The sequence below is a fragment of the Micromonospora sp. CA-111912 genome, assembly GCF_050948415.1.
Classification (GTDB): domain Bacteria; phylum Actinomycetota; class Actinomycetes; order Mycobacteriales; family Micromonosporaceae; genus Micromonospora.
On sequence record NZ_CP192007.1, the window covers coordinates 3753948 to 3767026 of the forward strand.

Annotated in this window: 13 protein-coding genes; 10 read left to right on the plus strand and 3 right to left on the minus strand. The window is 76.4% G+C overall.

Annotated features, from left to right (window positions below):
- Positions 1–26 precede the first annotated feature (26 nt).
- Entirely contained in the window at positions 27–2531 is a 2505-nt protein-coding gene (locus tag ACQPZO_RS15565; protein ID WP_433341690.1) for a glycoside hydrolase family 3 C-terminal domain-containing protein, read from the plus strand.
- Between the two features lie 37 nt (positions 2532–2568).
- The gene (locus tag ACQPZO_RS15570) at positions 2569–3588 is read left to right on the plus strand and encodes a LacI family DNA-binding transcriptional regulator (protein WP_433341692.1); all 1020 of its coding nucleotides are present in this window, start codon (positions 2569–2571) and stop codon (positions 3586–3588) included.
- A gap of 142 nt (positions 3589–3730) precedes the next feature.
- On the opposite strand, the gene ACQPZO_RS15575 is transcribed toward ACQPZO_RS15570, so the two are convergent.
- From ACQPZO_RS15575 to ACQPZO_RS15585, 3 genes are all read right to left on the minus strand, one after another.
- The gene (locus ACQPZO_RS15575) at positions 3731–4312 is read right to left on the minus strand and encodes a GerMN domain-containing protein (RefSeq protein ID WP_433351016.1); all 582 of its coding nucleotides are present in this window, start codon (positions 4310–4312) and stop codon (positions 3731–3733) included.
- Positions 4313–4386: 74 nt separating this feature from the next.
- Positions 4387–5766: a sensor histidine kinase gene (locus tag ACQPZO_RS15580; protein WP_433341694.1), complete on the minus strand. Its 1380-nt coding sequence runs from the start codon at positions 5764–5766 to the stop codon at positions 4387–4389.
- On the minus strand, positions 5763–6449 hold the full coding sequence (locus ACQPZO_RS15585; protein WP_433341696.1) for a response regulator transcription factor: 687 nt from the start codon (positions 6447–6449) through the stop codon (positions 5763–5765). The genes ACQPZO_RS15580 and ACQPZO_RS15585 overlap by 4 nt, the downstream gene beginning before the upstream one ends.
- 152 nt (positions 6450–6601) lie before the next feature.
- On the opposite strand from ACQPZO_RS15585, the gene ACQPZO_RS15590 reads away from it, so the two are divergent.
- The 8 genes from ACQPZO_RS15590 (at position 6602) to ACQPZO_RS15625 (ending at position 13078) form a co-directional block, all read left to right on the plus strand.
- Positions 6602–7048 (plus strand): STAS domain-containing protein, encoded by a 447-nt coding sequence (locus tag ACQPZO_RS15590; RefSeq protein ID WP_433341698.1) that lies wholly within the window; start codon positions 6602–6604, stop codon positions 7046–7048.
- Between the two features lie 31 nt (positions 7049–7079).
- The gene (locus ACQPZO_RS15595) at positions 7080–7349 is read left to right on the plus strand and encodes a GlsB/YeaQ/YmgE family stress response membrane protein (RefSeq protein ID WP_350888418.1); all 270 of its coding nucleotides are present in this window, start codon (positions 7080–7082) and stop codon (positions 7347–7349) included.
- Positions 7350–7387: 38 nt separating this feature from the next.
- Positions 7388–7687: a BON domain-containing protein gene (locus ACQPZO_RS15600; RefSeq protein ID WP_433341701.1), complete on the plus strand. Its 300-nt coding sequence runs from the start codon at positions 7388–7390 to the stop codon at positions 7685–7687.
- 689 nt (positions 7688–8376) lie between these two features.
- Positions 8377–9444, plus strand: coding sequence for a hypothetical protein (locus ACQPZO_RS15605; protein WP_433341703.1), 1068 nt, complete (start codon positions 8377–8379; stop codon positions 9442–9444).
- A gap of 1 nt (position 9445) precedes the next feature.
- Positions 9446–10486 carry an ABC transporter substrate-binding protein gene (locus tag ACQPZO_RS15610; RefSeq protein ID WP_433341705.1) on the plus strand — a complete coding sequence of 347 codons (1041 nt, stop codon included), beginning with the start codon at positions 9446–9448 and terminating at the stop codon, positions 10484–10486.
- 2 nt (positions 10487–10488) lie between these two features.
- The gene (locus ACQPZO_RS15615; protein ID WP_433341707.1) at positions 10489–11373 is read left to right on the plus strand and encodes an ABC transporter permease; all 885 of its coding nucleotides are present in this window, start codon (positions 10489–10491) and stop codon (positions 11371–11373) included.
- Positions 11370–12161: an ABC transporter ATP-binding protein gene (locus ACQPZO_RS15620; RefSeq protein WP_433341709.1), complete on the plus strand. Its 792-nt coding sequence runs from the start codon at positions 11370–11372 to the stop codon at positions 12159–12161. The genes ACQPZO_RS15615 and ACQPZO_RS15620 overlap by 4 nt, the downstream gene beginning before the upstream one ends.
- The gene (locus ACQPZO_RS15625; protein WP_433341710.1) at positions 12158–13078 is read left to right on the plus strand and encodes an ABC transporter substrate-binding protein; all 921 of its coding nucleotides are present in this window, start codon (positions 12158–12160) and stop codon (positions 13076–13078) included. Before ACQPZO_RS15620 ends, ACQPZO_RS15625 begins: the two co-directional genes overlap by 4 nt.
- The last annotated feature ends 1 nt before the right edge of the window (position 13079 follow it).

Consider the following 13079-nt stretch of genomic DNA (forward strand, 5'->3'; position numbering starts at 1 on the left):
TGCCCATGGAAGGTAACCGATCCGCCATGACCGACAGCATCGGCCGGACCTCCGGCCCGTCCCCCGACGCACGCGTCGACGGCCTGCTGGCCCGGCTCACCCTGTCCGAGAAGATCGGGCTGCTGCACCAGTGGCAGGCGCCGGTCGAGCGGCTCGGCCTGCGGCCGTTCCGCACCGGCACCGAGGCGCTGCACGGGGCTGCCTGGCTCGGGACGGCCACGGTCTTCCCCCAGGTGATCGGGCTGGCCAGCAGCTGGAACGCCGAACTGGTGCGGGCCGTCGGCGCCGCCGTCGGCGACGAGGTGCGCGCCAAGCACCAGGCCGACCCCGGCCGGGTCGGCCTCAACGTCTGGGCGCCCGTGGTCAACCCGCTGCGCGACCCCCGCTGGGGACGCAACGAGGAGGGCTGGTCGGAGGACCCGGGGCTGACCGGGCGGCTCGCCACCGCGTACGCCACCGGCCTGCGCGGCGGGCACCCGGACCGGCTGCGCACCGCGCCGACGCTCAAGCACTTCCTGGGCTACAACAACGAGACCGACCGGGCCACCACCTCCAGCGACCTGCCGCCGCGGGTGCTCCACGAGTACGAGCTACCGGCGTTCCGGGCGCCGCTGGCCGCCGGCGCGGCGGTCGCCGTGATGGCCTCGTACAACCTGGTCAACGGCGTGCCCGCGCACCTGAGCCCGCTGATCGCGACCGAGCTGCGCCGGATGGCCCCCGACGAGATCATGGTGGTCGGCGACGCCGGGGCCGCCACCAACATCGCCGGCGCGCAGGCCCACCTGCCCGACCACGTCAGCGGGTTCGCCGCCGCCCTGCGCGCCGGCATCGACAGCTTCACCGAGGACGACACCGACACCCGGCCCACGGTCGAACGGCTCACCGAGGCGCTGGAGCGCGGCCTGATCACCGCCGCCGACGTGGACCGGGCGGCCCGGCGCGTCCTGTCCGTCCGGGCCCGCCTCGGCGACCTGGACCCGCCGGAGTCCGACCCGTGGGCGGGGGTGTCCCCGGACGTGGTGGACTGCCCGGCGCACCGGGAACTCGCCCGCGAGGCCGCCCGGCAGTCGGTGGTGCTGCTGCGCAACGACGGGCTGCTCCCGCTGGCCCCGACGCCCGGTCTGCGCCTCGCCGTGCTCGGCCCGCTGGCCGACGCGGTGCACGCGGACTGGTACAGCGGCACCCTGCCGTACGCCGTCACACTGCGCGCGGCCCTGACCGGGCCGGTGGGCGAGGTGACCACCCACAGCGGGGCGGACCGGATCGCGCTGCGCGCCGGCGGCCGGTACGTGCGCGCGACGGCCGACGACGAGGGCGGCCCGCTCGCCGCCGACGCGCCGAGCGCGACCGAGGACACCTGGCTCGACGTCTTCGACTGGGGCGCGGAGGCGGTGGCGCTGCGCGCCGTCGCCAACGGGCGGCACATCGGTGCCGACGACGACGGCGAACTCGTCAACGACCGCCCCGGGCCGGGCGGCTGGGTGGTCCGGGAGACCTTCCGGTTCGCGCCGGGCCCCGACGGCACGGTGCTGCTGCGGCACCTCGCCACCGACCGGTACGTCGCCGTCGGGCCGGACGGGCGGCTGCGCGTCGACGCCGCCGACCCGGACGCGGCCACCCCGTTCGCCGTGGAGCTGCTCGTCGACGGTGCCGCCCGGGCGGCCGAGTTGGCCGCCGCCGCCGACGTGGCGGTCGTGGCCCTCGGCAACCACCCGATGGTCAACGGGCGGGAGACCGAGGACCGGGTCGACCTGGCGCTGCCGGCCGGGCAGGAGGCCCTGCTGCGCGCCGTGCACGCCGCCAACCCCCGAACCGTACTCGCCCTGACCAGCAGCTACCCGTACGCGATCGGCTGGGCCGACGCCCACCTGCCGGCGGTGCTGTGGTCCGCACACGGCGGCCAGGAGCACGGGGCGGCGCTGGCCTCGGTGCTGCTCGGCGACGCCGAGCCGGGCGGCCGGCTCACCCAGACCTGGTACGCCGACGCCGCAGACCTGCCCGACCTGCTCGACTACGACATCATCGGCTCCGACGCCACCTACCTCTACCACCGGGGCGAGCCGCTGTACCCCTTCGGCCACGGGCTGAGCTACACCCGGTTCGACTACGCTGACCTCCGGTTCAGCGCGACGTCGGTGACCGCCGACGGGGAGGTCGAAGTGAGCGTCGAGGTCACCAACAGCGGCACCCGCGTCGGCGAGGAAGTCGTCCAGCTCTACACCCGGCAGCGCCGGTCCCGGGTCAAGCAGCCCCTGCGCCAGCTTCGGGACCACGCCCGGATCACCCTCGCCCCGGGCGAGCGGCGGGTGGTCCGGCTGCGCCTGCGCGCCGCCGAGCTGGGCTGGTGGGACGACGCGCGCGGCGGGCACGTGGTGGAGGACGCCCCGCACAGTGTGCTGGTCGGGCGGTCCGTGGGCGACATCCGACTGGTCGGCACCCTCTCCGTTCGGGGCGCGGCCGGCGGGCCGGTGCGGGCGGCCGACGGCGCGGAGCGGGCCAGGGAGGCATCCGGTGCCGGCCGGGCCCGGTGAGCGGGCCGGGCCTCGCCCGGCGACGGCGGTGCGCCCGGTGAAGTCCCCCGACCTGGTCACCATCGCCGACGTCGCCCGGCACGCCGGTGTCGCGGTCAGCACGGTGTCATACGTGCTCAGCGGCAAGCGGGCCATCTCCGAGGTGACCCGAACCCGGGTGCGGGCCAGCATCCGGGTGCTTGGCTACCACCCGAACGCCGGGGCGCGCGCCCTGGCCAGCCGACGGGCCAACGTCGTCGCGCTGGTGCTGCCGCTGCGCTCCGGGATGCAGGTGCCGGTGGTGATGCAGTTCGCCATGGCGGTGGTGACCACCGCCCGCACCGTCGACCACGACGTCCTGTTGGTCACCTCCGACGAGGGCCCCGCCGGGCTGAGCCGCATCGCGGCCAGCGCGATGGTCGACGGGGTCCTGCTGATGGACGTGGAGATGCACGACTCCCGGGTGCCGCTGCTGCGGGAACTGGGGCGGCCCAGCGTGCTGATCGGCTTCCCCGCCGACGCCACCGGGCTGACCTGCGTCGACCTGGACTTCCACCGGGCCGGCCAGGTCTGCGTCGAGCACCTGGCGGGGCTGGGCCACCGGCGGATCGCCCTGCTCGGCGCCCCTGCCGCCGTCTACGACCGGGGCACCGGCTTCGCGCACCGGACCAGGGCCGGCGTCGTCGACGCCGCCGCGCGGCTGGGCGTGGACGCCGTGGTCCGCCCCTGCGAGGAGGGAACGGCGGCCGTCCGCCGGGAACTGGTCGAGCTGCTGGAGCGGTGGCCCGACCTGTCCGGGCTGGTCGTGCAGAACGAGGCGGCCGTCGGCCCCGTGCTGGCCACGCTGCCCACCCTGGGCCGGCGGGTGCCCGAGGACGTGTCGGTCGTCGGGATCTGCCCCGACCAGTTCGCCGAGCAGGCCAGCCCGCGGCTCACCTCGGTGCCCGTGCCGGCCGAGGAGGTCGGCCAGCAGGCCGTGTCGCTGCTCATGCGCAAGGTGCACGGCGAGGCGGTGCCGGACGCCACCCTGCTGGAGCCCCGGCTGACCGTACGCGACAGCACCGCACCGCACCACTGACCCGGCGGCGGGGCACGGGACGCGCGCGGCGGCGGGCCGGGCCCCACGGGTGAGCATGACCGCCTCGACCACAGTGCGGTCGACGGTCGACGGACGACGGACGACGGACGACGGTCAGCGGACGGCGGTCGGTGGACGACGGTCAGCGGACGACGGTGAGGGCGGTGTAGTCGGCGGCCGTCAGCGGCTGGGCGGAGAGCGAGCCGTCCGCCCGGGGCACCCCGAGGGGGCGGCCGTCGCGCAGGAACGACACGGTGGTGACGTCGTCCCGGGCGTCGAGGGTGCAGACGATCTGCCCGAACGCCAGGACCTCGTCGCTGCGGCCGGTCTCGTCGCCGGTCTGGCCGACCGCCACCCGCGCCTGGCCGCCCGCGACGTCCGCGACGACGGCGCTCATCGCCCCCGGCAGCGCGCTGGTCAGCCCGGCGTCCCGCTCGACGGCGGTGGGGCCGGCGAGCAGGTCGCGCAGCTGGGCGTCGACGTCGGGCGCGCGGTCGACGCGGCGCGGCACCGGCACCAGCCGATCGTCCCGGACGAAGCACAGCGTCTCGGTGACCCGGCCGGTCGGGGCGGTGCTGCCGGCCGTCGCCGGGGACGGGAACGGCCCGGGCGGGACCTCGACCGCCCTGGGCCGATCCTCGGCGGGCACCCCGCAGGCGGACGCCAAGACGAGCAGGCCGGCCAGGACGGCCGGGGCGACGACGCGCCGGGCGAGGCCCGGCAGGCCTACGCGATCGCCGGTGCGGCCGCTTTCCCCGGCCTGGCCGCCGCCCACGGCGGGCGCTGCGGCGCGGCCCGTCACGGCAGGCTCCCGGGCAGGGTGACGTGGAACCGGGCACCCCCGCCGGGGCGGTCGCGCACGCCGGCCCGCCCGCCGTGCGCGGTGGCGTGCTGGGCGACCAGGGCCAGGCCGAGGCCGGTGCCGTCGCCGGTGCCCCGGGCGTGGGCGGCCCGGCCACGGACGAAGCGGTCGAAGATGGCCTCCCGGTCCTCCACCGGCACCCCGGGGCCGTCGTCGTCGACCTCGATCACGCCGGCGTCGCCGTCGCGTGACAGCCGCACCGCGACCGGACCGGCCCCGTAGCGGGCCGCGTTGTCGAGCAGGTTCACCAGCACCTGCGCGACGCGCCGCTGCTCCACCCGCCACGTCCGCGGCGTGCCGGCCGTCAGTAGCACCAGCGAGGCCGGGAGGTCCCGCTCGAGGCAGGCCCGCCGTGCCAGCTCCGCCACGTCGACCGGGACGCGGTGGGCGGGCTGGTCGCTGCGGGCCAGGTCGATGAGATCGTTGACCAGCCGCTGAAAGCGGTCGATCTCGTCGGCGACGAGGCCGGCGGCGGTGGCGGTGCGCTCGTCGTGGTGCTCCCGCCGCCGTTGCAGGACGCTGGCCGCCGCGGCGAGGGTCTGCAACGGCGAGCGCAGCTCGTGGCTGACGTCGGCGGCGAACCGGCGATCCCGTTCGATCCGGCGGGCCAACTGGTCGACCATGTGGTTGAACGAGGTGGACAGCCGGGTGAGGTCGGGGTCGGTGGCCGGGTCGAGGCGGGCGGTCAGCTCACCGGCGGCGATCTTCTCCGCGGCGTTGGCGACCGCGGTCAGCGGACGCAGGCCGTGCCGGGTGGCGTACCAGCCCAGCGCCGCGCCGGAGCCGGCCACCATGATGGCCACGGCGGTCAGCGTCAGGGCCAGCGCCTGGAACGTCCGCTCCAGCTCCCCCAGCGAGTTGACCTCGTAGTACGTCGCCGAGCCGGACAGCGGCACCCCCACCAGCAGGGCGGCCTGCCCGTCGACGCGGACCCGCTGCACGGCCGGTTCTCCCGCGCGGACGAGCCGTTGCAGCTCCTCGGGCACGGCGGCGGTGAGCCCGACGTCGGCGGTGCGGGCGTGCCAGTCGCCGTCGAGGTTCAGCAGCGCCCGCCGGCTGCCGCCGGTGTCCAGCGAACGCAGCACCTCCACCACGTCCGGGTCGTCGGTGTCCAGGCCGTTGCGCACCACGGCGGCGTCGAAGTACGCGGCCCGCACCGCGGTGCGCTCCCGCTCGTCCATCAGGGACCGGCGGGTCAGCTCGTACGAGACCAGGGCCATCGAGGCGGCCAGCAGCAACGCCCCGGCGGCGAACGCCGCGGTGACCCGGGCGCGCAGGCCGAGGCGACGCCGCGCGGGCGGGCGGGGGGCCGTCATCGTTGCAGCTTGTAGCCGAGCCCGCGCAGGGTCACCAGGTGCTCGGGGTTGGCCGGGTCCGGCTCGATCTTCTGCCGCAGCCGGCCGACGTGCACGTCGACCAGCCGCTCGTCGCCGGTGTCGTACCCCCAGACCCGTTGCAGCAGTTGCTGGCGGGACAGCACCCGGCCGGCGTGCTCGGCCAGCTCGCACAGCAGCCGGAACTCGGTGCGGGTCACCGGCACGCGGTGCCCGGCCCGGCGCACCTCCCCCGCCTCGGGGCTGACCTCCAGGTCACCGAAGGCCAGCACCGGCACCGACTCGGCCACGGCCGGGACGACGGCACGGGCGCGGCGGCGCAGGGCGCGCAGCCGGGCGGTCAGCTCCTTGATCGCCACGGGCTTGACGACGTAGTCGTCGGCGCCGGCCTCCAAGGCTGCCACGATGTCGTGGGTGTCGTCGCGGGCGCTGACCACCACGATCGGCACGTCGTCGTCGCGGCGTAGCTGGCGGATGCACTCGAAGCCGTCCAGGCCCGGCAGCATCAGGTCGACCAGGACGTAGTCGGCCGGGTCCCGACGCTGGGCACGCAGCCCCTCCTCGGCCGTGGCAGCGCCGTGGGCGTCGTAGCCCTCGTCCTCCAGCGCGAGCAGCAGCGCCAGCCGGATGCGGTCGTCGTCCTCGATCACCAGTACGGACGTCATATCGGAATCATCCCCAAGGCCGTCCGCCGACGGCCAACCGTGTCCCGCGGATGGCGGATTTGTCACGCAACTGTCACACGTCCGCGTGGTGCCCGCCAAGCCCGAACGGCACGGTGGTGGGCGTCCAGATCCGCGAGGAGAGGGGTACGGCCGTGACGACGCCGCTGGCACGCCGGGAGTGCACGATCCCCCTGGTCGAGGTGGCCGTGACCGAGTTCGACCTGGCCTGCCTGTCCACGACCGGCGCCGTGTTCGACCAACTGCTGGCCCTGCGCCCCGCCCAGGTCGTGGTCGACCTGTCCGACTGCCGGCACATCGACGCCGCCGCGATCGGGCTGCTGCTCGACGTGCACCGGCGGCTCACCCGCGCCGACGCGGTGCTCACCGTACGCGACCCGAACCCCCGGATCTGGCGCATCCTGCAGTCCGCCCGCCTGGACCAGGTCCTGCCGATCGTCGCCGGCCGGACGCCGGACACCGACCGGCCCGACCAGTCCCCCGCGCCGGGGCCACACCGGGCGGGGCCGACGCCCGCCGGCCGGGCGGCCGTGCCGGTGCGGGGACTGCCCGACGGGACGTCGGCCGGCGTGCCGCGGTGAGCCTCCGCACCCTCGTCATCCAGGAGCAACCATGACCGTCGCCGGGCTCGTCAGCGCCCTTCTCGTCGGGCTCGTCGTCGGGGCCCTCGGCCGGCTCGTCGTCCCCGGCCGGCAGACCGCGCCGCTCTGGCTCACCCTGGTCGTCGGCGTGGTCGCCGCCCTGCTCGGCACCATCCTCGCCCGCCTCGTCGGCGTGGCCGGGGCCGGCTTCGGGTTCCAGGACCTGCTCGTGCAGGTCGGGTTGGCCGGGGTCGGCGTCGTCCTGGTGGCGGCCACCGCCGGCCGCTCCGACTCCGCCTAGACACGCTGGCACCGCACACCGAGAAGGGACCATCCCCCGTGGTCATCCCCTGGCCGTCGCCCGATGACCACTCCTGGGCCGCAGAGCCCGACAGGCCCGGGCCGGCGGACGAGGACATCCGGCTGGCCGCCGCCGTCGCCCGGCGGCTCGCCGACGCCCCGACCGTCCGCCACCGGTCGGTCACGGTCAGCGTGCAGAACCGGGTCGTCATCCTCACCGGGATCGTCGCCGACCCGCAGGCCCGGCGGGCCGCCGGGGAGCTGGCCTGGGAGGTCGCCGACGTCGTCGACGTCTGCAACGCCCTGCGGCTGGCCGAGCCACGCCGTCCGCGCCGGTGACCACGAGCCCCCGCGCCGCCACCCGGCCCCGCCGGTGACCACGAGCCCCCGCGCCGCCGCCCGGCCCCGCCGGAGTGACCCGGCCGGGGCGTAACCGCAGGGCCCGCAGCGCCCGCACCAGCGCTGCGGGCCCCGTGGTGACGTCGCGCCCCCGGGGTGGCCCGGTCACCCGCGCCGAGCTGCGGACCGCCGTCGCTGCGGTGGAGGCCGCGTCGGCGTGGGCCGCCGAGGAGGAAGCCGCGCGGGGTCCGGCAGGCGGGGCCGCACCGGATCCGGGCCCGCCCACGAACTGCCGGCCGCGACGTGAGCTACCGCATTGTGGAAGCGTCTTGCCTTTCCCGCCGCGCCCGTGTCACGCTCCTCGGCAGCAATCCCTATAAGATCAGTAGGGTTAGTCGGGAAATCGGGGAGGTGTGGCGCCAATGACGCGTGAGTCGTCGGCCACGGCCGCCCTCCCCGCCGCCTTCCGCGGGCCCGCGCTGATCACCCGGCGGTACATCGACCACGGGCTGTTCGGCAGCTGTCGCTGTCGCTGACGCCACAGCCGCCCTCCCGCTCCGCCCCGAACCCGCGTACACCCCGACGTGGCACGCCGTCGGCCCGCGCGTTCCCGCCGCGCGCCCCGACCGCCGACCCGGTGGCCGTCCCGCGCGTGATCCACGACTGCCTGCCAGAACCGGAGACCAGCCATGTCCACTGCCCCGGCCGCCGTCCGCCTCGACGAGCTGTGGTTCACCCGCTGCCCGGTGCCCACCGCCACCGGCATCGCCGCCGACCGGGGCACCCTCGGCGCCGAGTTCGCCGCCGACGGAATCCGGGTGCGGTCCTTCCAGGACGACCGCGCGAGAGGGCTCGACGAACGGCACTTCACCCACGAGCACCGCACCCTGATCCGGGAGGGCGGCAACGTCCCGGCGCTGTGGGCCCGCTCGCGCGGCGCGGACACCCGGCTGATCGGCCTGACCTGGATCGAGGAGCGCCAGGTGATCCTGATCCGGCCCGGCGACGGTCCCCGCTCCCCCGCCGAGCTGCGCGGCCGGCGGCTCGCGGTGCCCCGGCACCCGATCGCCGTCGACTTCTGGGCGGCGATGGCGCTGCGCGGGTTCGCCGGGGCGCTCGGCGTCGCCGGGCTGCGGCTGGCCGACGCCCGCCCGGTGGACGTGCCGGCGGGCCCGGAGCACCCCGGGCAGTGGGCGGCCGAGCTGGCCGCGCTGGTCCGTGGCGACGTCGACGCCGTTTACGCCAAGGGTGCCCTCGCGGTCGAGTCGGCGCGCCGGCACGGCGTCGAGGTCGGCATCGAGCTGGACGACGAACCCGACCTGCGGAGCCGGATCAACAACGGCACGCCCCGGCCGGTCACCGTGGCCGGCTGGCTGTTGGAGCACCGGCCCGACGTGGTCGACCGGTTCCTCGCCGTGCTGGTCGAGGCCGCCGACTGGGCCGCCGCCCACCCCGCTGACGTCGGCCGGATCCTGTCCGCCGAGACCGGCGCCGGCACGGCGGGGGTGGCCGGGGCGTACCGCGCCGGCCAGCACCTCGGCCTGCATCTCGACCTGTCCGAGGAGCGGCTCGACCTGCTCGCCGCGCAGGAGCACTTCCTGCGCGCACACGACTTCCTCGCCGCGCCCGTAGACGTGCGCGGCTGGGCCGACCCCGAACCGCTGCGGCGCGCCCACGAACTGGTCCCCCGCCGCCGGCAGAACCCCGCACCGGCCGGGAGCGCCGCTCCCTCGCCGACGGATCGCACAGGAGAATGAGATGAGCACAGCACCGACACCTCGCCGTACCCGCCGGCGGTTCCTGACCGTCGCCACCGCCGCCGGCCTGGTCGCCGCCCTGGTGGGCGCCGCCGGCTGCGGCACGTCCGGCGAGCCGGCCGATGCCGCCGGTGGACGCACCATCGAGGTACGCATCCCCGACCCGGGCAACGCGGGCGTGCTCGCCCTGGGCAAGAAGGACGGTTCGCTCGACGCGGCGCTGAGCGCGGTCGGCGCCAGGGTGGCGTGGACCGGCAGCTCCGGCCCGTTCGCCCCGGCGGCGCAGGCGATCAACGCCGGCCGGCTCGACGTCGCCCTCGGCTCGATCACCTCGGCCGTCGGCGCGCTCGCCGGCAGCCCCGGCTTCACCCTGTTCGCCGCAGCCCAGCCCGACCCGGTCGGCGAGGGCATCCTGGTCAGGGGCGACTCCCCGATCCGCGGCGTGGCCGACCTCGCCGGGCGGAAGGTGGCCGTCAACAAGGGCGGCACCGGCGAGTACCTGCTGCTGCGGGCGCTGGCCACCGCGAACGTGCCCGCCGACCGGGTGGAACGGGTGTACCTGCGCCCCGACCAGTCCGCCCCGGCGTTCGAGTCCGGCCAGGTGGACGCCTGGGCGAGCTGGAGCACGTACGTGGTGTCCGCGCTCGCCGGTGGCGCCCGGCTGCTGGTCGACGGCCGCACGCTCGGCTCGGACAACGCCACCGTGTGGGCGGTGCGCAGCGCGTTCGCCACCGAGCACCCGGAGGTGGTCCGGGCGCTGTACGCGTACCTGCGGGACAAGGGGACCGCGTCCCAGGCGGACCCGGCGCCGTTCGTGAACGTCTTCACCGACGCCGGCCCGCAGTCCGTGAGCGGCCGGGCCCGGGAGATCACCATCGACTTCGCCCGGCGGAGTTCACCGGTCGAGCCGATCGGCGCCGACCTGCTGGCCCGCTTCGACACGGTGGCCCGGTTCTTCGTCGACGCCGGGGTGACCCCGAAAAAGGTGGACGTCGCCGCGCACGTGCTGGACGTGGCGAAGCTGCCGGCGGGTGGGGCGTGACCGTGACCACGGCACCCACCGCGCCCGGTCGGGCCGGCGCCGCCCGGCCCCACCCCGACGCCACCGGGGCCGCCCGGGCCGCCGGGCTGGTCGAGCCGCCGGTGCGCCGCCGCCGCGAGCGGCCCCGGTGGGCCGCCACCGTCCTGCGCGCGCTCGGCCCGGTCGGGCTGCTGCTCGCCTGGTACGCCGCCTCGGCGACCGGCCTGCTCAAGCCGTCGCTGCTCGCCTCCCCCGGCCAGGTGCTAGGGGCGGTCGGCGAGCTGTGGGGCAACGGCCAGCTCCCCGACGCGCTCACCACCTCGCTGACCCGCTCGGCGCTGGGGCTGGCCTGCGGCCTGGCCGCCGGGCTGGTGCTCGGCGTGACCACCGGGCTGACCCGGCTCGGCGACGAGCTGATCGACTCGACCGTGCAGGTGCTGCGCACGGTGCCGTTCCTCGCCCTGGTGCCGCTGTTCATGGTCTGGTTCGGCATCACCGAGAGCGCCAAGATCATTCTGATCGCCGTCGCCACCACCTTCCCGATGTACGTCAACGCGGCCAGCGGCGTGCGCACCGTGGACCCGAAGACGGTCGAGGCGATGCGGTCGTTCGGGATGGGCCGCTGGCGGCTGGTCCGGGAGGTCGTCCTCCCCGGCGCCCTGCCCGCGCTGCTCGTCGGCCTGCGGCTGTCGGTGACCCTCAGCGTCATCGCGCTGATCGCCGCCGAGGAGATCAACGCCACCGCCGGCATCGGGTACCTGATGACCCAGGCGCAGAACTACGCCCGCACCGACATCCTGGCGCTCTGCATCATCATCTACGGCCTGCTGGGGCTCACCGCCGACGCCGGGGTGCGCGCCCTGGAGTGGCTGCTCATGCCGTGGCGGCGGGCGGGGCGGGCCCGGTGAGCGCCGGCGTGGCCACCCCGGCCGCCACGGGAACCGGAGCCGGGCCGGCCCCGGCGATCCACGTCCGAGGGCTGCGGCGGGCCTTCGGCGACCGGGCCGTCCTCGACGGCCTCGACCTGGACGTGCCCAGGGGCGAGTTCCTCGCGCTGCTCGGCGCGAGTGGCACCGGCAAGACCACCCTGCTGCGCATCCTCGGCGCGCTGGACCGCCCCGACGGCGGCACCGTGCTGGTGCCCCGGCGGCGGACCGTCGTGTTCCAGGAGCCCCGGCTGGTGCCCAACAAGCGGGTGCTGGCCAACGTCACGGTCGCCATGCCGCGTGGCGAGGCCACCCGCGCGGTCGGCCTGCGGGCCCTGGCCGAGGTCGGCCTCGCCGGCCACGCCCGGGCCTGGCCGGCGACCCTGTCCGGGGGCGAGGCGCAGCGGGTCGCGCTGGCCCGGGCGCTGGTCCGCGAGCCGGAGCTGCTGCTGCTGGACGAGCCCTTCGCCGCCCTCGACGCGCTGACCCGGCTGCGCATGCAGGACCTGGTCGGCGAGCTGTGCGCCGCGCACCGCCCGGCCGTCCTGCTGGTCACCCACGACGTCGACGAGGCGATCCGGCTCGCCGACCGGGTCGCGGTGCTGCACGGCGGCGTGCTGGTCCGCGACGAGCGGGTCACCGTGCCCCGGCCCCGCGACGCCACCGATCCGGCCTTCCGCGCCCTGCGCGACCGGCTCCTCGTCGACCTGGGCGTCCGCCGCCCCGGCGCGGGAACCGACCCGACCATTCGAGAAGGAGAACCGACATGAGCATCACCATCGGAGTGCACCGCAGCAACCCGTCGCTGTACCACCTGGCCCGGCTCGGCCTGGCCGAGCGGGCGCTCGCGCCGCTGGGCGAGTCGGTGGCCTGGCACTACTACACCGACGGCACGAACACCGCCCGGCTGCTCGCCGAGGGCGTCATCGACCTCGGCGGCACCGGCTCCACCCCGCCGCTGACCGGGCAGGCACAGGGCCACGACATCGTGTACGTCGCGGTGTCCGCCCCGCGCCCCGAGCACGGCGCGCTGCTGGTCGCCGCCGACGGTCCGGTCCGGACGGTGGCCGACCTCGCCGGCGGGACCGTGGTGTTCGGGGTCGGGTCGTGGCAGACGCACCTGCTGGCCAAGGCGCTGCACGACGCCGGGCTGTCCTACGCCGACATCGTGGCGCGGCGGCCTGCCGACGACCCGACCCCGCCGGCGGAGCGCCTGGCGGCCGGGGAGATCGCCGGCTGGGTCGCCCAGGAGGCCGAGCTGGCCGCGGCCCGGCGCGCCGGGGGCGTACGCGTCCTGGTGGAGACCGGGTCGGTAATCTCGGACCGGTCGGTCTTCTTCACCCGGCGCGACCTCGCGCAGCAGCGGCCGGAGGTGGTCGCGGCGCTCGTCGGCGCGCTCCAGCGGGCCGACGACTGGGTGGCCGCCCACCTGGACGAGGCCGCCGCCCACGTCGCCGCCGAGCTGGGCGGCGCGGCGACCGACTGGCACACCGCGCTGGCCGGGCTGCCCTGGCGGCTGGAGAGCGTCCCCGACGCCTTCCTCGCCGAGCAGCAGGAGGCGGCGGACATCTTCGTCGCGGCCGGCTACCTCGACCGGCCGATCACCGTGGCGGACGCCCTGGTGCCGGCGCTCACCCGACTGGTCGACGCGGCGCTCGCCGCGGCGGCCCCGGCGGGCGCGCGGTGAG

Coding starts and splice junctions, on each gene's coding strand:
- ACQPZO_RS15565 (WP_433341690.1), top strand. CDS start 27: ATGACCGACAGCATCGGCCGGACCTCCGGCCCGTCCCCCGACGCACGC.
- ACQPZO_RS15580 (WP_433341694.1), bottom strand. CDS start 5,766: ATGACGGCCCCCCGCCCGCCCGCGCGGCGTCGCCTCGGCCTGCGCGCC.
- ACQPZO_RS15585 (WP_433341696.1), bottom strand. CDS start 6,449: ATGACGTCCGTACTGGTGATCGAGGACGACGACCGCATCCGGCTGGCG.
- ACQPZO_RS15595 (WP_350888418.1), top strand. CDS start 7,080: ATGACCGTCGCCGGGCTCGTCAGCGCCCTTCTCGTCGGGCTCGTCGTC.
- ACQPZO_RS15605 (WP_433341703.1), top strand. CDS start 8,377: ATGTCCACTGCCCCGGCCGCCGTCCGCCTCGACGAGCTGTGGTTCACC.
- ACQPZO_RS15610 (WP_433341705.1), top strand. CDS start 9,446: ATGAGCACAGCACCGACACCTCGCCGTACCCGCCGGCGGTTCCTGACC.
- ACQPZO_RS15625 (WP_433341710.1), top strand. CDS start 12,158: ATGAGCATCACCATCGGAGTGCACCGCAGCAACCCGTCGCTGTACCAC.